The 18,472-nt window shown below is 64.4% G+C and carries 19 protein-coding genes; 7 read left to right on the plus strand and 12 right to left on the minus strand.

All coding sequences use genetic code 11. The features are described 5' to 3' along the window. Positions 1–130: 130 nt before the first annotated feature. The 5 genes from CRO75_RS15920 to CRO75_RS15940 form a co-directional block, all read right to left on the minus strand. Positions 131–2,332: an OsmC domain/YcaO domain-containing protein gene (locus tag CRO75_RS15920; RefSeq protein ID WP_097136685.1), complete on the minus strand. Its 2,202-nt coding sequence runs from the start codon at positions 2,330–2,332 to the stop codon at positions 131–133. Positions 2,333–2,463: 131 nt separating this feature from the next. After that, positions 2,464–3,084, minus strand: a complete 621-nt coding sequence (locus CRO75_RS15925) for a hypothetical protein (RefSeq protein WP_097136687.1) — start codon at positions 3,082–3,084, stop codon at positions 2,464–2,466. A gap of 57 nt (positions 3,085–3,141) precedes the next feature. Further along, the gene (locus CRO75_RS15930; RefSeq protein WP_239990594.1) at positions 3,142–3,441 is read right to left on the minus strand and encodes a bacteriocin immunity protein; all 300 of its coding nucleotides are present in this window, start codon (positions 3,439–3,441) and stop codon (positions 3,142–3,144) included. Continuing rightward, a complete protein-coding gene (locus CRO75_RS15935; protein ID WP_053260569.1) occupies positions 3,429–3,668 on the minus strand; it encodes a pyocin S6 family toxin immunity protein in 240 nt (79 codons plus the stop codon). The genes CRO75_RS15930 and CRO75_RS15935 overlap by 13 nt, the downstream gene beginning before the upstream one ends. Beyond that, complete coding sequence (locus CRO75_RS15940; RefSeq protein ID WP_097136688.1) at positions 3,665–4,846, minus strand: colicin E3/pyocin S6 family cytotoxin; 1,182 nt, start codon at positions 4,844–4,846, stop codon at positions 3,665–3,667. Before CRO75_RS15940 ends, CRO75_RS15935 begins: the two co-directional genes overlap by 4 nt. 253 nt (positions 4,847–5,099) lie before the next feature. On the opposite strand from CRO75_RS15940, the gene CRO75_RS15945 reads away from it, so the two are divergent. Beyond that, positions 5,100–6,323 carry an MFS transporter gene (locus tag CRO75_RS15945; protein WP_097136690.1) on the plus strand — a complete coding sequence of 408 codons (1,224 nt, stop codon included), beginning with the start codon at positions 5,100–5,102 and terminating at the stop codon, positions 6,321–6,323. Positions 6,324–6,329: 6 nt separating this feature from the next. Here CRO75_RS15945 and CRO75_RS15950 read toward each other — a convergent pair whose 3' ends face one another. Together CRO75_RS15950 and CRO75_RS15955 are read right to left on the minus strand one after the other, a co-directional pair. Then, positions 6,330–6,824 (minus strand): thioesterase, encoded by a 495-nt coding sequence (locus CRO75_RS15950; protein ID WP_009043219.1) that lies wholly within the window; start codon positions 6,822–6,824, stop codon positions 6,330–6,332. Positions 6,825–6,868: 44 nt separating this feature from the next. Further along, positions 6,869–7,300 (minus strand): hypothetical protein, encoded by a 432-nt coding sequence (locus tag CRO75_RS15955; RefSeq protein WP_097136692.1) that lies wholly within the window; start codon positions 7,298–7,300, stop codon positions 6,869–6,871. 272 nt (positions 7,301–7,572) lie between these two features. On the opposite strand from CRO75_RS15955, the gene CRO75_RS15960 reads away from it, so the two are divergent. Beyond that, positions 7,573–7,902: a hypothetical protein gene (locus CRO75_RS15960; RefSeq protein ID WP_007924875.1), complete on the plus strand. Its 330-nt coding sequence runs from the start codon at positions 7,573–7,575 to the stop codon at positions 7,900–7,902. A gap of 423 nt (positions 7,903–8,325) precedes the next feature. Here the strand turns inward: CRO75_RS15960 and CRO75_RS15965 are convergent, their stop codons facing one another. Next, on the minus strand, positions 8,326–9,222 hold the full coding sequence (locus CRO75_RS15965; protein WP_097136694.1) for a DMT family transporter: 897 nt from the start codon (positions 9,220–9,222) through the stop codon (positions 8,326–8,328). A gap of 127 nt (positions 9,223–9,349) precedes the next feature. Between CRO75_RS15965 and CRO75_RS15970 the strand changes: the two genes are divergently transcribed. Further along, positions 9,350–10,684, plus strand: coding sequence for a PLP-dependent aminotransferase family protein (locus tag CRO75_RS15970; protein ID WP_097136696.1), 1,335 nt, complete (start codon positions 9,350–9,352; stop codon positions 10,682–10,684). Between the two features lie 37 nt (positions 10,685–10,721). Here the strand turns inward: CRO75_RS15970 and CRO75_RS15975 are convergent, their stop codons facing one another. Together CRO75_RS15975 and CRO75_RS15980 are read right to left on the minus strand one after the other, a co-directional pair. Beyond that, entirely contained in the window at positions 10,722–12,350 is a 1,629-nt protein-coding gene (locus tag CRO75_RS15975) for a methyl-accepting chemotaxis protein (protein ID WP_097136698.1), read from the minus strand. Positions 12,351–12,614: 264 nt separating this feature from the next. Next, positions 12,615–14,060, minus strand: coding sequence for a SulP family inorganic anion transporter (locus CRO75_RS15980; RefSeq protein WP_087088197.1), 1,446 nt, complete (start codon positions 14,058–14,060; stop codon positions 12,615–12,617). 171 nt (positions 14,061–14,231) lie between these two features. Between CRO75_RS15980 and CRO75_RS15985 the strand changes: the two genes are divergently transcribed. The 4 genes from CRO75_RS15985 (at position 14,232) to CRO75_RS16000 (ending at position 16,092) form a co-directional block, all read left to right on the plus strand. Further along, positions 14,232–14,591 carry a hypothetical protein gene (locus CRO75_RS15985; protein WP_097136701.1) on the plus strand — a complete coding sequence of 120 codons (360 nt, stop codon included), beginning with the start codon at positions 14,232–14,234 and terminating at the stop codon, positions 14,589–14,591. 168 nt (positions 14,592–14,759) lie between these two features. Then, complete coding sequence (locus CRO75_RS15990) at positions 14,760–15,365, plus strand: SCO family protein (RefSeq protein ID WP_007924889.1); 606 nt, start codon at positions 14,760–14,762, stop codon at positions 15,363–15,365. After that, positions 15,365–15,856: a copper chaperone PCu(A)C gene (locus CRO75_RS15995; RefSeq protein ID WP_007924890.1), complete on the plus strand. Its 492-nt coding sequence runs from the start codon at positions 15,365–15,367 to the stop codon at positions 15,854–15,856. Before CRO75_RS15990 ends, CRO75_RS15995 begins: the two co-directional genes overlap by 1 nt. 41 nt (positions 15,857–15,897) lie before the next feature. After that, entirely contained in the window at positions 15,898–16,092 is a 195-nt protein-coding gene (locus CRO75_RS16000) for a DUF1289 domain-containing protein (protein ID WP_007924891.1), read from the plus strand. A 31-nt stretch (positions 16,093–16,123) separates the two neighbouring features. On the opposite strand, the gene dsdC is transcribed toward CRO75_RS16000, so the two are convergent. Both dsdC and CRO75_RS16010 read right to left on the minus strand, forming a co-directional pair. Beyond that, entirely contained in the window at positions 16,124–17,071 is a 948-nt protein-coding gene (gene dsdC / locus CRO75_RS16005) for a DNA-binding transcriptional regulator DsdC (protein WP_097136703.1), read from the minus strand. A 24-nt stretch (positions 17,072–17,095) separates the two neighbouring features. Further along, positions 17,096–18,448, minus strand: coding sequence for a D-serine ammonia-lyase (locus tag CRO75_RS16010; protein WP_097136705.1), 1,353 nt, complete (start codon positions 18,446–18,448; stop codon positions 17,096–17,098). Between the last annotated feature and the right edge of the window lie 24 nt (positions 18,449–18,472).

Raw genomic sequence — 18,472 nt, forward strand, 5'->3', positions numbered from 1 at the left:
AAGTAGCTGGTTCGAGCCGGCAGCAGGGTGGGGCCGGCGGGTTGGCCCGCTGATCGCCCGGGCCATTTCCTATGCCTGTGAGGCCAGCGCCTGTCGATTCAACGGCGGGCGCTGTTCCCCGGCCTGGCCATCAGCTGGAAAGTGCCGCGACCTTGGCCCGCGCCGCGTGCAGCTTCTTGTAGCTGTCGATCAGGCGCAGGTGGCGGTCGATCCCTTCCAGCTTCATGCTGGTCGGTGTCAGGCCATAGAAGCGCACATCGCCACTCACCGAGCCAATCACCGCATCCATCCGCTCGTTGCCGAACATGCGGCGGAAATTGGCTTCGTAATCCGCCAGGTCCAGGTCGTCGTCGAGCTCCATCTCCAGCACCGCATTCATCGCCTGGTAAAACAGGCCGCGCTCGGCGGTGTTGTCGTTGTACTGCAGGAACATCTCCACGCACTCCTTGGCTTCTTCATATTGCTGCAAGGCCAGGAAGATCAGCAGCTTCAACTCCAGGATGGTCAGTTGGCCCCAGGCGGTGTTGTCGTCGAACTCGATGCCGATCAGGGTGGTGATATCGGTGTAGTCGTCCAGTTCGCTTTCTATCAGGCGCTCGAGCAACGCCTGCAATTCTTCCTCGTTGAGGCTGTGCAGGTTGAGGATATCCTCGCGGAAGAACAGTGCCTTGTTGGTGTTGTCCCAGATCAGATCTTCTACCGGGTAGATTTCCGAGTAGTCCGGCACCAGGATGCGGCAGGCGGTGGCGCCCAGGTGCTCGTACACGGCCATGTAGGACTCCTTGCCCATGCCTTCAAGAATGCCGAACAAGGTCGCGGCTTCCTGGGTGTTGGAGTCTTCACCTTGGCCGGAGAAGTCCCACTCGACGAATTCGTAATCCGACTGGGCGCTGAAGAAGCGCCACGACACCACGCCGCTGGAGTCGATGAAGTGCTCGACGAAGTTGTTCGGCTCGGTGACCGCCTGACCTTCGAACGTCGGCGGCGGCAAATCGTTCAAGCCCTCGAAACTGCGGCCTTGCAGCAGCTCGGTGAGGCTGCGCTCCAGCGCCACTTCCAGGCTTGGGTGCGCGCCGAACGAGGCAAATACGCCACCGGTACGCGGGTTCATCAGGGTCACGCACATCACCGGGAACTCACCGCCCAGCGACGCATCCTTGACCAGTACCGGAAAGCCCTGGGCTTCCAGGCCCTGGATGCCGGCGAGAATCCCCGGGTATTTGGCCAAGACTTCTGCTGGTACATCCGGCAGGGCGAATTCGCCTTCGATGATTTCGCGTTTGACGGCGCGTTCGAAGATCTCCGACAGGCACTGCACCTGGGCTTCAGCCAGGGTGTTGCCGGCGCTCATGCCGTTGCTGAGGTAGAGGTTTTCGATCAGGTTCGACGGGAAGTACACCACTTCGCCATCCGACTGGCGCACGAACGGCAGCGAAACAATGCCGCGCTCTTCATTGCCGGAGTTGGTGTCGAACAGGTGCGAACCGCGCAGCTCGCCTTCGCGGTTGTAGACCTTCCGGCAGTACGCATCGAGGATTTCGCTCGGCAGCTCGTCGTTGGGGCCTGGCTTGAACCAGCGCTCGTCCGGGTAATGCACGAACGGCGCGTTGGCGATCTCCTCGCCCCAGAACTGATCGTTGTAGAAGAAGTTGCAGTTCAGGCGCTCGATGAACTCGCCCAGGGCCGAGGCCAGGGCGCCTTCCTTGGTCGCGCCCTTGCCGTTGGTGAAGCACATCGGCGACTGCGCGTCGCGGATATGCAGCGACCAGACGTTGGGCACGATATTGCGCCACGAAGCGATCTCGATCTTCATACCCAGGCCGGCCAGGATGCCGGACATGTTGGCGATGGTCTGTTCCAGCGGCAGGTCCTTGCCGGCGATGTAGGTGGTGTGCGCCTCGGCACTCGGCATCAACAAGGCCTGGGCATCGGCGTCGAGGTTTTCCACCTCCTCGATCACAAACTCAGGCCCGGCCTGGACCACTTTCTTGACGGTGCAACGGTCGATGGAGCGCAGGATGCCCTGGCGGTCCTTGTCGGAGATGTCCGCCGGCAACTCGACCTGGATCTTGAAGATCTGGTTGTAGCGGTTTTCCGGATCGACAATGTTGTTCTGCGACAGGCGAATGTTATCGGTGGGGATATTGCGGGTGTCGCAGTACAACTTCACGAAGTACGCCGCGCACAACGCCGATGACGCCAGGAAATAGTCGAACGGACCCGGTGCCGAGCCATCGCCCTTGTAGCGGATGGGTTGATCGGCCACCACCGTGAAGTCATCGAACTTGGCTTCAAGTCGGAGGTTGTCGAGAAAGTTGACCTTGATTTCCATGGGGCACACCGAATAACGAGCAAAACGAAATGGCGGCCATTATCCGGTTTTTCAGCGCGAAGTCTTGCGCTTTTCGGCAAGCGGGCCAGGTGGTTGGGGGAGGAGGTCGCGGCCTGCGGCATCAGCTCCTCTCACTCATCACCGAGTGACATCAGGCTGGCGGCCCACGCTTGGCTGGCAGTGTAGCGAGCGAAATAGGCCCGCTTCTCGGTCTCGCCCAAGCCGGTAAAAAACGGCAGGAAGTACTGGTCGTTGTAGTAACCCTGGGCACCTTGCAACTGCGTTCCCCACCATGCAGGGTCGTAACCCTCGAAGGCTACCCAGGGCGGCGGAACGGCGAAACGCTGGCGCTGAATGGCTTCGAGAAAGTCAGTGCTGTTGGTTACCAGGCGTACCGTGACGGCGTTGAATTCCCGGGTGGATATAAAACAGATCAGGCGCTGGTGGTTTTGGAGGTTTTCATACTGCCTGACGGGAAGATCGTTGAAGCTGCGCTCGTCGGCCAGGGTGAAGCTGGATTCGATAAGGGCTTGGAAAGAATCCCTATCGCTTCCATCGATCAGCAAGGCCCAGTAATAAGCCGGCACGCCTGTGTCTTCCAAAGAAACCGCGCGCAGTGGAAGAGGTAGGGCAGGAGCGGTGTGTTTAAGGGGCTCGGTGAAAACCGCTCGGAGTTCTGACAGGGAATAGCCGGCAATTTGCTCCTTGGGGGTTCGGTCAAAAAGACCTGCGATACGGCTGAAAAAATTCATATCGTCCTTGATTCAGCTTTGGTGGGTTTAGTGGAATGGCGCTTCAAGGCCATTGATTTAGGGTTCCTTGAAGCCTGGAAAACCGTTGGCCTTGCGCCAGTCTTTGACGGTTTTCAAGATTCCCTTTGGCGAATCGTCTTCACCATCCTCGGGATAGTAAATCCAGTCAGATGCGGCGGGGTTGCCGGTCATTTCAATAAAGTGCTCTAGCAACTGATCCTGATATTTCTCGGTGCCCACCGCATTGCATATTTCGTCGAGCAGTTTAAGAAAATCGCTTTCGGTGTACTCAGGTAGGGTTTTTCCTTCATGGGGGGCGTGCCATGCCGACCATATAGAGTCGGTCAGCAATGGCAACTGATGTACAGCTCCAGATCTTTGGGGAGTGGGATGGCTGTAAGGCGTTCTATGGCGCTGGCTTGCTCTCGGGTGAGGAGGTAGCTATGTACGGCGTCTGCTTCGCTCTGCCAACCCATAATCGGCATCAGCATTTCTGTAGTGAGAGTCGGTAGTTTTGTCTCGAATACAGCGTCGTCACTATTTGTAGGTGCGCCGTGTATCTCGAATTTCAGGTTGTACTTCATGGCTCAATCACTCTGGTTTTATCCGCTGGTTTGGTTTGCTGGCCGGTTATTGGGTCGAACTCGCCTAAGTGTTTGCCGCGTTTGTTGTACTTCTCCAGCCTGCCGTGTTGGGAGTCCCATTCGTAGATCGTACCGTCTTTGTCTTTCCATCGATCACGCAAGCCGCCACCTTTTTTGGGGGTTTTAGGCTTTGACCATTTGAGGCCAGGGAAAGCGGGGAGATTTTGGGGTTTGGGATGATAGTTCTGGCCTCTGAGCAGATTTAACACGATATAGAGCGGCCGAACCCCGGACCCCGGCGGGAACACCAGGATGAAGTCCTTGTACTCCGGCGGGTAGATCGGGTTGACGATGAGGGTGTCCGCCTGTTCGGTGGGCGGAAAGATCCAGATGTGGGGGGCTTGGGGCGCAGCCTCCAGTGGGGGGATGCCGGAGGTGCTGGACGGGTCCACCGCGGGCGTCCAGATCAGGGTGACGCCATCGCCGAAGTCGGCCACCTGTTGCTGGCCTTTGGCAGTAAAGCGCACCACCGGGACCATTTCCCAGCCACGCTGCTTTTGCGTGTTGTAGCCATAGCCCTTGAGCGTGCCGTCGGGCCGTTGTTCGAGATGCAGGCGGACGCGGGTGCGGCCTTCTTTCAGGGCGTCGAGTTGTTCGGGCGTGTACAAGGCGCTATCGCCCAGGCTCGAGGGCCAGAGCATGGCCACCACGCCAGCCAGGGCACCGGCGGCGACCCCGCCGGTTGCCACGCCGGCCCCGGCAGACGCCACGGCCTCGCCACCCAGCGCAAGGCTGCCCAGCGCGGCGGGAAGGGCGCCGCTGATTTTCTTGAGCGGGATGTTCCCCGTCGCGTCGGTTGCACGGCCCCCCAGCAAGACAAGCTCGCCATAGTCCTTGATGGCGTCGGTGGGAATCGCCCCGGATGGGCTGAGGTAGTCCATGACCCCGTCGGGCAGCTTGCAGGATTTGGTAAAGGTGCAGCCGGCCATCGCCTGTTGCTTGCGGGGTGGGCTGGCGAGGCTGTCTGCGTAGGCTTGTTGGCGAACCAGCATCTGTTCATAGGCGTTTTGCCTGGCCTCTTGCTCCGCCCGTTCGCTGGGGGTCATGTCTCTATAGGTAACGTGGTGCCCGTCGCCGGAGGGCGGATTCTTGATCGGGGGAAGTCTGTTGCGCGCCATCGAGGGGTCTGCCTGTCCATCCGTTGCGGTTTTCCTGCCGAAGGCGGGATGGCATCAACCCTATTGGGTAGGACGAGGCATTACTGCGGGAGGAATCTGAAAGGTTTGAAGGGCAAGTCTTTACTTTTGTGGGCTGGCGATTCTGGCCAGCCAATGAATGCCGGGGCGATGGGTACCGCTCCAGCCCATCTATGCTGCCGCACCGGGTTCCTGCTTAAATGCCTGCGCCTATTCACTCAGTGCGCCTTACACCATGAATACCCTCAAGGACGAACTCGCGCTCACCGAACCGACACCCGACGCGGCCTCGATCCGTCGTCGATCGTTGTTCGCCGGCTGTGGGGCCCATGCCATCCATGATGGCCTGACCGACCTGATCTATGTCTTGCTGCCCATCTGGCAAAGCCAGTTCGGCCTGAGCTTTGCCCAGGTCGGGCTGTTGCGTGGGGCCTATTCGGGGATGATGGCCGGCTTTCAGTTATTGGCCAGCCGCGCGGCCAGGCGCTGGGGGTGCGAGCGTCTGCTGGTGGGCGGCACGGCGCTGGCGGGGATGGCCTATCTGCTGGCGGGGCAGGCCGGGGGCCTGACGGTGTTGCTGTTGGCCCTGTTGTTGGGTGGGCTGGGGGCGAGTACCCAGCACCCGCTGGCGTCGTCGATGATCACCGATACCCATGAGGCCGGTGGCGGCGTCAAGCAGGCGTTGTCGCAGTACAACTTTTCCGGCGATATCGGCAAGACCCTGATTCCGGGGCTGGTGGGTCTGTTGCTGACGCTGCTCAGCTGGCGCGCCAGCGTCACCCTGATGGGGCTGCTGGGGCTGGCGGCCGCCGGGTTGCTGTGGTGGTTGATTCCGGCGCAGGCGGCGCAGTCGTCCAGGCCAGAGAAGGCCGCCAAGACGATCAGCGGAAAAGGCTCGGCCAGCGGGCTGCGGGCACTGATTCTCACCGGCACGCTGGACAGTGCGGTACGCATGGGTTTTCTGACCTTCCTGCCGTTTCTGCTGAAAGCCAAGGGCGCCGGCACGGCGGGCATCGGCCTGGCCTTGACCCTGCTGTTTGTCGGCGGGGCCTTCGGCAAGTTGCTGTGCGGTTACCTGGGCGCGCGCATCGGCATGATGAAGACCGTGTGGCTGACGGAGTTCACCACGGCGCTGTTGATCGTGCTGGCGGTGTACTTGCCCTATCTGGGCCTGATGGCGGTCTTGCCGCTGCTGGGGCTGGCGTTGAACGGCACCTCGTCGGTGCTTTATGGCGCGGTGCCGGACCTGGCGGGGGCGGGCAAGCGCGAACAGGCGTTCGCGATCTTCTATACCGGCACCATCGGCGGCGGGGCGCTGGCGCCGGTGCTGTTCGGCAGCCTGGGGGACGTCACTGGCGTGCCCGTCGCGGTAATGGTGCTGGCGGCTACCTTGCTGCTGACGTTACCGCTGTCCTGGTCCGTGCAGCGCGGCCTGGACGCGGATGCCCGGCTGGCCTGATCCGGCTCAGGCTTCCCGCCCATGGGCCGCCGCGGCCAGTTGTTCGGTATCGACCCGCACGAAGATCGAGTCGCCAATCGCCGTCAGCACATCGCCGGCGTAGACCTCGCAGATCACCCGGCTCTTGCGCCCGACTTCGCCTTCGACCTTGGCGCGCAAGGTCAGGGGCACGCCCATCGGTGTGGGCTTGATGAATTTGATGCCGAGGTTGCCGGTCACGCAGTTGATCCGCGGCTGGCTGTCCAGGGCGCGTTTTTCGGCGCGGTAGTGGTAGGCCATGGCGGTCCAGTTCGAGTGGCAGTCCACCAGCATGGCGATCAGGCCGCCGTACACCAGCTCGGGCCAGCCGCAGTATTGGCTGTCCGGCAGGTGCTCGGCCATCACATGCACCCCATCCTCATGCCAGTGGCTCTTGATGTGCAGGCCATGGGGGTTGCGGCTGCCGCAGCCAAAACAAACGCCATCCGGCGCGGTGCTGTCTTGCAGGGAGAGTGGGTGCATGTGTCTTACCTTTCTTATTGTTGGAGAGGGCCCTGGCGAAGCCCTCAGGCCGTCACTTGTGCCTGTATCTGCAGGTCGCCGTCGACGTCCTTGACCAGCCCGCTGGCCAGCAGCAGGGGCAGCAGGCGCTTGTGCAACTGCGGCTCGACGAATTCCTTGACGGTGTCCAGCGCCAGGTTGCCGCTGGTTTCCAGCTCGGCCTTGGTGTAGGACAGCCAGGCCTTCTTCAGCACCAGCAGCACGTCGCTGCCGGCGGTGGTGGCGAAGCGGCGGTGGGTGACTTTACCGTCGAAATCGAAGCTGTGCTGGTAGGCATAACCGCTCTCGACGCCCGCGCTGGCGACACAACGACCGCAGGTGCATTTGCCGTCGCCGAAGGCCGTGCGCAGATAGGTGTTGAAGTCCACCACGGGCTTGAGCCCCAGGCGCTTGTCGACTTCGAACAGATCCCCGGTCAGTTTTTCTTCAGTGCTCAACGTCCATTTCCTCAAGTCATGCGGCGTGTTTTTACAGGGCCGCACGATACCAGCCGGACGCTTGCAGGGGTAATTTTCTGCCCGGAGGGGGCGAGAAACCCTGCGCCAGGAACCTGGACCGGCGGCTGTTGCCGAGCCTGGCGCCCGTAATGAACAAGTGGCCAGTAAAAGAGAGGCACATTGCCTTCTCCGATAAGGCCCGATGCTGGCCCCGCGGTCACTCAATCACCGCCAAAATCACTTTAATTTCAGGTGGTTAGGTAGATCGAAAAATGCGCAATGTGTGGATGACGCTGACCTCGTTCGCCTTGGTCAGCGTGGCTGTCGCGGCCGAGGGCAAGGAGTTGCCGGCCAATGACCGGTATGTGTGCAGTTGGGGCGCGGGGACGGCGGCGCGGGCGCAGGAACTGAAACTGTCGGGGGTTTCGCTGTATGCCGCGCGGCAGAAGCTGCAGACCTACAAGTTCAGCAAGGGCTGGATGCGCATGCTGGCCCTGGGCATTACCGAACAGACCTACGACAGCCCCTCGCGGGCCAAGCCGGCGACGGTGCGGCAGAGTTTTTACGACGATTGCGTGCGCTACAAGCTGGCGCGCAAATAACCCGGTAAGGCACGCGAAATTGCCGGTTGCCCGGGCTGCCATGCTGGCGTGGGCGCCGGCGATCCTGGGTCGAGGCATGTCGGCTTTGCCTCATGTACCCGGACCTTTGGTCCATGGGCCGACAAAGTCCGTCGCCATCTGATCCGTATTTTTCTTCGTCACCTGCGTCTGTATCGGGATCAGATCTGGCCTGACAATAACGCACCCCTCAGGCGCACCGGCCCGCCGGCTGGAGCCTGAGGCTGCGTTCTGCTTTTCGCGTTGGCGAAAACCTATTGTTCAGGAGGCCTTTATGGCGAAGATGGCGATTTTCTTGTTTGGATTCTTGGCGCTGACCATCGCGATCGGTCTGTTGGCGACCATCTCCCCGGTCTGAGGGGAAAACCTCAGGCCAGCCCAGCCTCTCTGGGGCCGGCCGAACCGCTATTTGGAAAACTTCCTCGCCCCGGCCACGCACAAAATCACCGCCACGGTCACTCCCAGCATGCCCAGGCTGACCTGCTCATGCAGCAGGGTGGCCGCCAGGGCCAGGCCAAAGAACGGTTGCAGCAACTGCAACTGGCCGACGGCGGCGATCCCTCCCTGGGCCAGCCCGCGATACCAGAAGACAAAGCCGATCAGCATGCTGAACAGCGCGACGTACCCCAGGCTCAGCCAGGCGGGCAGGGTGATGCTGCTAAACGACGGCGGGGCACGCAACAGGCTCAACACGGCCATGACCGGCAGCGCCAGCACCAAAGCCCAGGAAATCACCTGCCAGCCGCCCAGCGTGCGGGAGAGCTTGGCGCCTTCCGCGTAACCCAGGCCGCAGACCAGGATCGCCAGCAGCATCAGGATGTCTCCGGCCGGCGCGGCGCTCAGCCCCTGGGACAGGGCAAACCCCACCACCAGCAGGCTGCCCAGCACCGAGAACAGCCAGAACACCGGCCGTGGCCGCTCGCCGCCGCGCAGCACGCCGAACACCGCGGTGGCCAGTGGCAGCAAGCCCAGGAAGACGATGGAGTGGGCCGAGGTCACGTACTGCAGGGCCAGCGCGGTCAGCAGGGGAAAGCCCACCACCACGCCCAGGGCCACTATCGCCAAGGGCCACAACTGGTTTCTGCTCGGGCGTTTCTCCTTGAACAGCAGCAACAGGCACAAGGCCAGGACCCCGGCGATGCTGGCGCGGGCCACGGTCAGGAACAGCGGGTCGAATTCCAGCACGGCGACCCGGGTGGCCGGCAGCGAACCGCTGAAAATCAGCACGCCGATAAAACCGTTGAGCCAGCCGCTCGCGGCCTTTTGCGTGGTGGGGTGTGGCAGGGGGGATGTCCGTTCCATTCAGGGGCTCAGCTCTGTTCAAGGGTAAGCGCCGCGCTACAGGGCGAGATTGCGCCTGGGCTGCTCAGGCCCCATCCTAGGAGCGCTAAGCAATACAATCAAAATATTGTCATGGATACATTTCGCTATGGCCCGTGCCCGCTACAAACAACTGGTCGATGCTTTTGCCGCCGATATCCGTGGCGGCGCACTGCCGCCCGGCGCCCGTCTGCCGACTCACCGCGAGCTGGCCGCCAGGGAAGGGCTGGCCCTGGTGACCGCCTCGCGGGTGTATGCCGAGCTGGAGGCCATGGGCCTGATCAGTGGCGAAACCGGGCGCGGCACCTTTGTCCGCGAGACCGCATTGCCGCCGGGGCAGGGCATCGACCAGCAGGCCACGGCGGCGGGCACCCTGGATCTGAATTTCAACTATCCGGCGTTGCCCGGGCAGGCCGAAGTGTTGCGCGGCGGCCTGCGCCAACTGGCGGCCGCCGGTGACCTGGAGGCGCTGCTGCGCTACCAGCCCCACAGTGGCCGCAGCCACGAGCGGGCCGCGGTGGCGCGGTATCTGGTCTCTTGCGGGTTGCGGGTAGACGCCGAGCAGGTGTCGATCGTCAGCGGCGCCCAGCATGGCCTGGCGACCACGGTCATGGCGCTGCTCAAGCCCGGCGATGTGGTCGCCACCGATGCCCTGACCTACCCGGGGTTCAAGGTGGTGGCTGACGCCCACGGCGTGGAGCTGGTGTCGATTGCCCTGACCGAGCACGGCCCCGACCTGGCGGCCTTCGAGCAGTTGTGCCGCAGCCGGCGGGTGCGGGCGGTGTACGCCATGCCGACCCTGCACAACCCCATGGGCTGGGTGCTGGACCTGGCGTGGCGCGAGCGTCTGGTGCACATCGCCCGGCAGCATCGCCTGCTGATTATCGAGGACGCCGCCTATGCCTTTCTCGCCGAGGATCCGCCCGCGCCGCTGGCGGCCCTGGCGCCGGAACTGACGGTGTATGTGTCGGGCTTTTCCAAGAATGTCGCCACCGGGCTGCGGGTCGGTTTTGTCGTCGCGCCGCCGGCCTGGGTGCCGCTGATCGAACGGGTGATCCGCGCGACCACCTGGAACACCCCCGGGGTGATGACGGCGCTGGTCTGCAACTGGATCGACGACGGCACCGTGGCGCGCCTGGAAACCGAGAAACGCCAGGACGCGCAAGCCCGGCAGGCACTGGCCAGGGAGGTGTTGGCCGGCCTGGCGTACATCGGGCATCCGGCGTCCTATTTTCTCTGGCTGCCGCTGCCCGAGGAGGTCCGTGCCGACCAGGTGGCCATGGCCTTGCTGCGGGAGAATGTCTCGGTGTCCATCGCCGAGCCCTTTGTCAGCGCCGCGCCGGTGCCCCACGCGATCCGTCTGGCCCTGGGCTCGGTCGATATGGATCAGCTGCGGGTGGCGCTGGAAAGGGTGCGCAAGGTGATCGCTCAATACGCCTACTGAAGGCCCCGCGCGGTGAGGCGCGGGAGCCCGTTGGCCGTCAGACCTTGAACTGGGTTACCAGGCCGTTGAGTTCCACCGCCAGGCGCGACAGGTCCTGGCTGGCGGCGTTGCTCTGGTTGGCCCCGGCCGAGGTCTGGGTCGCCAGGTCGCGGATGTTCACCAGGTTGCGATCGACCTCGCGGGCGACCTGGGCCTGCTCTTCGCTGGCGCTGGCGATCACCATGTTGCGTTCGTTGATCGAGGTGATGGCCTGGGTGATCTGGTCCAGGGCCAGGCCCGAAGCGCGGGCGGCTTCCAGGGTCAGGTGGGCGCGTTCGTTGCTGTGGCGCATGGCGCTGACCGCGCCTTCGGTGCCTTCTTCGATGGTGTTGATCATGCTTTCGATTTCCTGGGTCGACTGCTGGGTGCGATGGGCGAGGGCCCGCACCTCATCGGCGACCACGGCGAAACCGCGTCCGGCGTCGCCGGCCCGGGCGGCCTCGATGGCCGCGTTGAGGGCCAGCAGGTTGGTCTGCTCGGCGATCGAGCGGATCACCTCCAGGACCTGACCGATATTGCGCACATCCACCGCCAGGTGCTCGACCTGCTCGCAGGTGCGGGTCACCTCGTCGGCCAGGTCGCCGATGGAGTCGACGGTGTGCTGCACCTGTTGCCGGCCGTGGTGGGCGGTGGCATCGGTTTCCCGGGACGCTTCGGAGGTGCTGACGGCGTTGCGCGCCACTTCTTCCACCGCCGCGGTCATTTCGTTGACCGCGGTGGCGGCCTGTTCCAGCTCGTTGCTCTGCTGGTGCAGGGTCTTGCTGGAGTCCTCGGTCACCGCATGCAGTTCTTCGGCGGCCGACGCCAGTTGGCTGGAGGAATCGGCGATCTTCTGCAGGGTGCTGCGCAGGCTGTTCTGCATGCGTTGCAGGGCGTGCAGCAGGCGCGCCGGTTCGTCGTTGCCGGTCACGCTGATGGCATGGCACAGGTCGCCGCTGGCGATGGTTTCGGCGACTGCCACGGCCTGGCTCAGCGGCCGCACGATGCTGCGGGTGAGCACGATGGCCAGGCCGACGGTCAGTACCAGCACGATGGCCAGGATCGCCAACACCAGCCCGACCGCGCTCTGGAACACTTCGTTGCTGCGCGCGGCCGCTGTTTCGCCGCCGTGGGTGTTCACCTCGACCACGCTCAGCAGTTCCTTGAGCATGGCGTCGGCATTGGTCAGGAACGGCCCGCCGTCGACGATGGCGATCGCCTCGTCCTTGCGCCCCTGGCGCGCCAGATCGAGGACGCGCTGCTGGTCCTTGAGGTACAGCGCCCTGACCCCCAGGTAGCGCGCGTACGCAGCCTTTTCCTCGGGGTCGATACTGAGTTTTTCGTAGGCCAGTTGCTGGGCCGACAGTTGCTCGTCGAGTTGCTTGACCCGGTCCAGCAGGGCCTCGACTTCGGTTCTGTCGCGTACGACCAGCAGGCGCAGGGTCAGGGTACGGATCTGGGTACTGGTCAGGGCCACGGCGTTGGCCGCGACGATCGAGGGCAGCCAGTTCCTGTCGACCTCGAGCGACTGCTCGTTCATGCGCCGCATTTCCAGCAGGGAGAACGCCCCGAGCGCAATCGCGAGCAACGCGATCAGGGCAAAACTGAGGCCTGCACGGCGGGAAATGTTCATCGATCGTAAAAGCATGACTGTGTTCCTTGTGGCGGCAAAAGGCACAACCTGCGCGGCATCCGGCAGGTTCGCAGCAAAGCGGCGCGCGCTCGGAAAGGCTCCGGGGCGTCGTCGGTTCTTGCAGGCAAGACAGGCGGGAGGCGCATCGTGGCGCCTTCTTTTATGGGGTCTTCCGGTATGGCAGGGTCGCGCGGACCCTGGCCGGAAAGGCGGGGGGATGATATCACAGTGATATCGGTGGCGTCGGCGAGGTGGAGCGCACGGCTCCACCTTGAGGGCTCAGCCGTGCTGGATGCCCGCGCGTTTCAGCAACTGCTTGCAGCGCTCGGACAGGTGGGTCACCCGCAGGTGCTTGCCGGCCTTGCCGTAGCGTTCGCGCAGGGTTTTCAGGGCGGCGATGGCGGAGTAGTCGACGAAGCTCAGGTGGCGGCAGTCGAGGGTCACCTGGGCCGGGTCGCCCGCCGGGTCGAAGTGGTTGAGGAAGGACGTGGTCGAGGCGAAGAACAGGGTGCCGTGGACCCGGTACAGCTTGCTGCCGTCGGCTTCCTCGTGGCTGTCGGCGTACAGCTCGCGCGAATGCTGCCAGGCGAAGTTGAGGGCGGCGATGACGATGCCGCACAGCACCGCGATGGCGAGGTCGGTGAACACGGTGATGATGGTCACCGCGACTATCACCAGCATGTCGTTCAGCGGCACTTTGTGCAGCACCCGCAGCGAGCCCCAGGCGAAGGTCTGCTGGGCCACCACGAACATCACCCCGACCAGCGCCGCCAGCGGAATACGCTCGATCAAGGGCGAGAGAAACAGCACGAACAGCAGGATCATCGTCCCGGCGACCACCCCGGACAGCCGGCCACGGCCGCCGGAGCTGAGGTTGATCACGGTCTGGCCGATCATCGCGCAACCGCCCATGCCGCCGAACAGGCCGGAGGCGATATTGGCCGCGCCCAGGGCCACGCATTCGCGGTCGGGGAAGCTGCGGCTCTCGGTGATTTCGTCGGTGAGGTTGAGGGTCAGCAGGGTTTCCAGCAGCCCGACCATGGCCATCAGGAACGCGTAGGGGGCGATGATGCCCAGGGTCTCCAGGTTCCACGCAATGTCCGGCAGCATCAGGCGCGGCAGGCCGCCGGCGATATGGGCCATGTCGCCCAGGGTGCGGGTCGGCAGGCCCAGCAGGTAGACCAGCAGGCCGACCCCGAGGATCGCCACCAGCGCCGGCGGCACCGCGCGGCTCAGGCGTGGCAGCAGATGGACGATGGCCATGGTCAGCGCCACCAGCCCGAGCATCAGCCACAGGGGCGTGCCGCCGAGCCAGCGTTCATCGGCCTTGAAGTGTTCCAGCTGGGCCAGCGCAATGATGATCGCCAGGCCATTGACGAAGCCGAGCATCACCGGGTACGGCACGATCCGCACCAGCTTGCCCAGGCGCAGCAGGCCGAAGGCGATCATGACCAGCCCTCCCAGCAGCACCGTGGCCAGCAGGTACTGCACGCCGTGCTGCACCACCAGCGCGACGATCACCACCGCCATCGACCCGGCGGCGCCGGAAATCATCCCCGGGCGGCCGCCGAACAGCGCGGTCAGGGTGCAGATGATAAAGGCCCCGTACAGGCCCATCAGCGGGTTGAGGTGGGCGACCAGGGCGAAGGCGATGCACTCGGGCACCAGGGCGAAAGAGGTGGTGAGTCCGGCCAGGACGTCGGCGCGAAGGCGAGCGGGTTTCATGGTTTACCTGAGAGGGGGCCAGGGGCGGCCGGGGTTGCGGGGGATTGTCGAAAGGCGGCGAATGTTACGGAATTACAGCCGCGCCAGCCAGCCATGGGGCTTGTATTGATGGGCGCTCGCGGCAAGACTGCACGGCTCCAGCGCTTAATACCGGGCAGCCAAGGAGCCACCATGCCATCAAGCAAACGCGAGCAGGCGCGTCTCGAACGCCGCCTGGTCGCCAGCCTCACCGACGCCTGCGAAACCGCCAAGGCGGAAATCGCCGGGTTCTCCTGGCTGACCCATGTGGCCGATTACGCGGCCTTTCCCGCCAGCCTGAGGGTGGTATGGGTGTTCGACACCCAGGCCAGCAAGTCCCTGGCCCTGGCCTGCGGGCAGGGCGAGCGCATGCTCGAACTGACAGCCGTGGCGCTGCATGACGCCGGCGTGGAGTTGCAGGCGCTGGCAGCCCATGTGCGCTACGACAGCGAAGAACAATGCCAGCGCATCAACGGCGGCAACTGGCAACAACGCCTGGCGCGGCTGGGCTGAGCGCCGCTGGCAAGCGCGGCTAAACGCCGCACCCGACCAAGGTCGCACACAACCTGTCATCCATTTGGCAGGAAGCGGGGCGCCGCGTTTTGCTACCATGCGTGGCTTTTACGGATGGGCCGCCTGGCGGGTCGTCTGGACTTTCGGCTCCTCAAAGGGCGGTAACGAATGAGTGTTTTGTTGAGTCGCCGCGAGGTGATTGCAGGTATGGGGGTGTTGGGTCTCGGTCTTTTGGCCGGCTGCGATACCCGGGGCCAGCTGTCGTACAAATATGGCAAGGATCTGAGCGACAAGATCATGGGCCGTACCTTCAAGCTGAAGGACACCGAGGGCAACGTCAGGACGCTCTCAAGCTATAGCGGCCTGATGCCGATGGTGTTCTTCGGTTTCACCCAGTGCCCGGCCATCTGCCCCACGACGCTGGCGCGCGCGGCCCAGGCCAAGAAACTGATGGGCCGCGACGGCGACCGCCTGCAGGTGATCTTCATCACCCTGGACCCCGAGCGGGATACCCCGGAGGTCCTCGACGCCTACGTCAAGGCCTTCGACCCGTCGTTCGTCGCGCTGTACGGCACGCTGGAGCAGACCGCGGCCACGGCCAAGGAATTCGACGTGTTCTACGAGAAGATCCCCAGCGGCTCGACTTACACCCTGTCCCACACCGCCACCAGTTTTGTCTACGACTCCCGGGGCACGCTGCGCCTTGGCTTGTCCCAATCGCTTACCGCGCAAGAGTGTGCGGAAGATTTACTGACCGTCATGGAGGTCTGCTGATGTACCCGGCCCTGAATAAAACCGCTATCGCCCAACGCGCCAAACGCATCCTGATCGGCCTGTCCCTGCTGGGCCTGGCGGGCCAGGCCGCGGCCCAGACCCAGGTCGACGACGCCTGGGTACGAGCCACCGTCGCCGGGCAACAGGCGACCGGGGCCTTCATGACCCTGACCGCCAGCGACGACAGCAAGCTGCTCAGCGTCGAGTCGCCAGTGGCCAAGATCGTGCAGATTCACCAGTCGAGCATGCACAACGATGTGATGAGCATGCGCCCGGCGGACTTCGTCGCGTTGCCGGCCGGCAAGGCCGTGGCCCTGGACCCCCACGGTTATCACGTGATGCTGATCGACCTGGTCGCTCAGGTGAAGGAAGGCGACAAAGTGCCGCTGACCCTGGTGGTGGAAAATGCCAAGGGCGAGAAAGAGTCGATCAAGGTCGAGGCCCAGGCCCGCGCGCTGAACATGCCCGACCACAGCAAGATGCAGCATTGATGGTTGGCAGCATCTGCGACGACCGGCAGCCAGGCTGAAGCATGGCCAAGGAAATCGACAACCCCTGCATCGCCGTTTGCCAGTTGAGCGGCGACCTGTGCCTGAGTTGCGGGCGCAGCAAGGACGACATCCGCCAATGGAAGCGCATGAAGCGCCCGGAAAAGATGGCGGCGGTGCAGCGGGCGAGCCAGCGCTTGAAGGCGCTGCGCAAGAAGGGCGGCGGCGCCAGCCGCTGATCTCCCCCCAGCCGGCCTCCAGCGCCGGCCTTCAGATTCCCGGCGTCTGCGCCGCACACTCGCGTAACCAGGCGATACAGGCCGAGACCCGTCGCGGCAGGGCCTCCAGGGCCGGGTGAACGATGTAGTAATCGTATTCGCCGCTGCGGGTAAACCCGCTGAACGGCAGCACCAGCCGGCCTTGCCCGATCGCCTCGCTGACCAGATGCTCGCGCCCGATCGCCACGCCGGCATGGTGGATGGCGGCGGTAACGCAGAGGTCCGAGCGATCGAAAGTCACCCCGCGTTTCGGCATGGCCACGCCGCCGCCGTGCTGGCGAATCCACAGCGCCCATTCGGAATCGAAGGTGGCGTGGTCCCAGGCTAGCGAGTCATGCAGCAGGGTGCACTGTTGCAGTTGCTCGACCGCGCCGGTCAATCCTTGGCGTTCGGCGTATTGCGGGCTGCACACCGGTGCGACCCGTTCCTGCATCAGCTTGTGCGCCGCCAGCCCATGGAACTCGCCATTGCCGTAGTACAGCGCCAGGTCGATCTGCCGGGTGCGGAAGTCGATGCGGTCGTTGCCCACCCGCAGGTCGAGCCTGACCCCGGGGAAGCGCAGGCCGAACTCGGCCAGGCGCGGCACCAGCCAGGCATGGGCGATGGACGGGTGGGCGTACAGGGTCAGCGGCCCGGCCAGGTCGGCGTCGACCGGCTGGGCCAGGACTTCGGACAGCTCGCCCAGGGTCTGCTGGAGGATCTCGAAAATCCGTTCGCCGGCCTCGGTCAGCTCCACCCGCCGGGTCAGCCGGCGGAACAGCTGGATCGACAGCTCCGCCTCCAGCCGGGCGATGCGATGGCTGACCGCGCTGGCGGTCAGGCACAACTCATCGGCGGCCTTGCTGAAACTCAGGTGGCGGGCCGCGGCCTGGAAGGTGAACAGGTTCGAGAACTGGCTGCTGTTGAGCTTGGCATCCAGTCGGGGCGGTAGGTTGTACAAGCCGGCGCTTCTCCTGTCGGTTGGTTATGAGCCTTGCAGCACCCGGGCGCCTTGCGCCAGGTAGGCCTGCATCTCGGTGTCCGGGACCATGCTGCCGCCCGTGGCCCAGACCAGGTGGGTGGCCCGGGCGTAAGCCGCGGCGCTCAGGCCGCTGCGCTGCAGGTACTGGTCACGCTGCGCGTGCACCCGGGCGATGCCTGGGACACCGGCCACCGCCGAGGGCTCCAGGTGCAGCTGTTGGTGCTGGGCCATCAGCCAGACCAGGGCATGCAGTTCGTCATCGCTGACGGTGTAGTAACCCTCGATCAGCCGCTGCATGGCGCGGCCGACAAAACCCGAGGCGCGGCCGACGGCCAGGCCGTCGGCGGCGGTGAGGTTGTCGATGCCGAAGTCCTGCACCGACACCTCGTCATGCAGCCCGGTGTGCACCCCGAGCAACATGCACGGCGAATGGGTGGGCTCGGCAAATATACAGTGGACGGCGTCGCCGAACGCCAGCTTCAGGCCGAACGCCACGCCGCCGGGGCCGCCGCCGACACCGCAGGGCAGGTAGACGAACAGCGGGTGCTCGGCATCGACCCGGACCCCGGCCTGCGCCAGTTGCCGGCTCAGGCGCTCGGCGGCCACGGCGTAGCCGAGGAACAGGTCGGTGGAGTTTTCGTCATCGACGAAATGGCAGGCCGGATCGGCGCTGGCCTGCTGGCGCCCCTGGGCCACGGCGATGCTGTAGTCGCTCTGGTATTCCATGACATTCACGCCGTGGGCGCGCAGCTTGTCCTTCTTCCATTGGCGGGCGTCGGCGGACATGTGCACCGTGACCTGGAAGCCCAGCCGGGCGCCCATCAGGCCGATGGACAGGCCCAGGTTGCCGGTGGAGCCGACGGCGATCCGGTAGTGGCTGAAGAACGCCCGGGCCTGGGGCGAGTCGAGCACGCTGTAGTCCTGGTCCGGGCGCAGCAGGCCGGCCTCCAGGGCCAGGCGTTCGGCGTGCTTGAGCACCTCGTAGATACCGCCGCGGGCCTTGATCGACCCGGAGATCGGCAGGTGGCTGTCCTGCTTGATCCACAGCGCGCCGGGCAGGGCCTGGCCATAGCGGTCGGCCAGCACCGCCTGCAAGGCCGGCAGCGGCTGGATCGGCGATTCGAGAATGCCGTTGTTGGCCAAGGTCTCGGGGAAGGCCACGCGAAAATACGCGGCGAAACGCGCAAGGCGGGCGCTGGCGTCGGCCACGTCGGCGGCACTCAGCGCCAGATCGCCCAGGCCATCGGCCAGGGGCGCGCGGGTGGCGGTGAACCAGGTGGTTTCGCGCAACGCCATCAGCTCTTCGAGCAGCGGGAAGCGGCGGGTCCAGGTAGCGAGTGGCTGGCCTGTGATCATGGGGAAGTCTCCTGTAGCAAAGGT

It is taken from the genome of Pseudomonas sp. LAMO17WK12:I10 (assembly GCF_900215185.1).
GTDB lineage: Bacteria > Pseudomonadota > Gammaproteobacteria > Pseudomonadales > Pseudomonadaceae > Aquipseudomonas > Aquipseudomonas chlororaphis.

Excerpts from the sequence above, each read along its gene's own strand:
- CRO75_RS15920 (WP_097136685.1), bottom strand. The coding sequence starts at position 2,332 with ATGGAAATCAAGGTCAACTTTCTCGACAACCTCCGACTTGAAGCCAAG.
- CRO75_RS15925 (WP_097136687.1), bottom strand. The coding sequence starts at position 3,084 with ATGAATTTTTTCAGCCGTATCGCAGGTCTTTTTGACCGAACCCCCAAG.
- CRO75_RS15935 (WP_053260569.1), bottom strand. The coding sequence starts at position 3,668 with ATGAAGTACAACCTGAAATTCGAGATACACGGCGCACCTACAAATAGT.
- CRO75_RS15940 (WP_097136688.1), bottom strand. The coding sequence starts at position 4,846 with ATGGCGCGCAACAGACTTCCCCCGATCAAGAATCCGCCCTCCGGCGAC.
- CRO75_RS15945 (WP_097136690.1), top strand. The coding sequence starts at position 5,100 with ATGAATACCCTCAAGGACGAACTCGCGCTCACCGAACCGACACCCGAC.
- CRO75_RS15950 (WP_009043219.1), bottom strand. The coding sequence starts at position 6,824 with ATGCACCCACTCTCCCTGCAAGACAGCACCGCGCCGGATGGCGTTTGT.
- CRO75_RS15960 (WP_007924875.1), top strand. The coding sequence starts at position 7,573 with ATGCGCAATGTGTGGATGACGCTGACCTCGTTCGCCTTGGTCAGCGTG.
- CRO75_RS15965 (WP_097136694.1), bottom strand. The coding sequence starts at position 9,222 with ATGGAACGGACATCCCCCCTGCCACACCCCACCACGCAAAAGGCCGCG.
- CRO75_RS15970 (WP_097136696.1), top strand. The coding sequence starts at position 9,350 with ATGGCCCGTGCCCGCTACAAACAACTGGTCGATGCTTTTGCCGCCGAT.
- CRO75_RS15975 (WP_097136698.1), bottom strand. The coding sequence starts at position 12,350 with ATGCTTTTACGATCGATGAACATTTCCCGCCGTGCAGGCCTCAGTTTT.
- CRO75_RS15980 (WP_087088197.1), bottom strand. The coding sequence starts at position 14,060 with ATGAAACCCGCTCGCCTTCGCGCCGACGTCCTGGCCGGACTCACCACC.
- CRO75_RS15985 (WP_097136701.1), top strand. The coding sequence starts at position 14,232 with ATGCCATCAAGCAAACGCGAGCAGGCGCGTCTCGAACGCCGCCTGGTC.
- CRO75_RS15990 (WP_007924889.1), top strand. The coding sequence starts at position 14,760 with ATGAGTGTTTTGTTGAGTCGCCGCGAGGTGATTGCAGGTATGGGGGTG.
- CRO75_RS15995 (WP_007924890.1), top strand. The coding sequence starts at position 15,365 with ATGTACCCGGCCCTGAATAAAACCGCTATCGCCCAACGCGCCAAACGC.
- CRO75_RS16000 (WP_007924891.1), top strand. The coding sequence starts at position 15,898 with ATGGCCAAGGAAATCGACAACCCCTGCATCGCCGTTTGCCAGTTGAGC.
- CRO75_RS16010 (WP_097136705.1), bottom strand. The coding sequence starts at position 18,448 with ATGATCACAGGCCAGCCACTCGCTACCTGGACCCGCCGCTTCCCGCTG.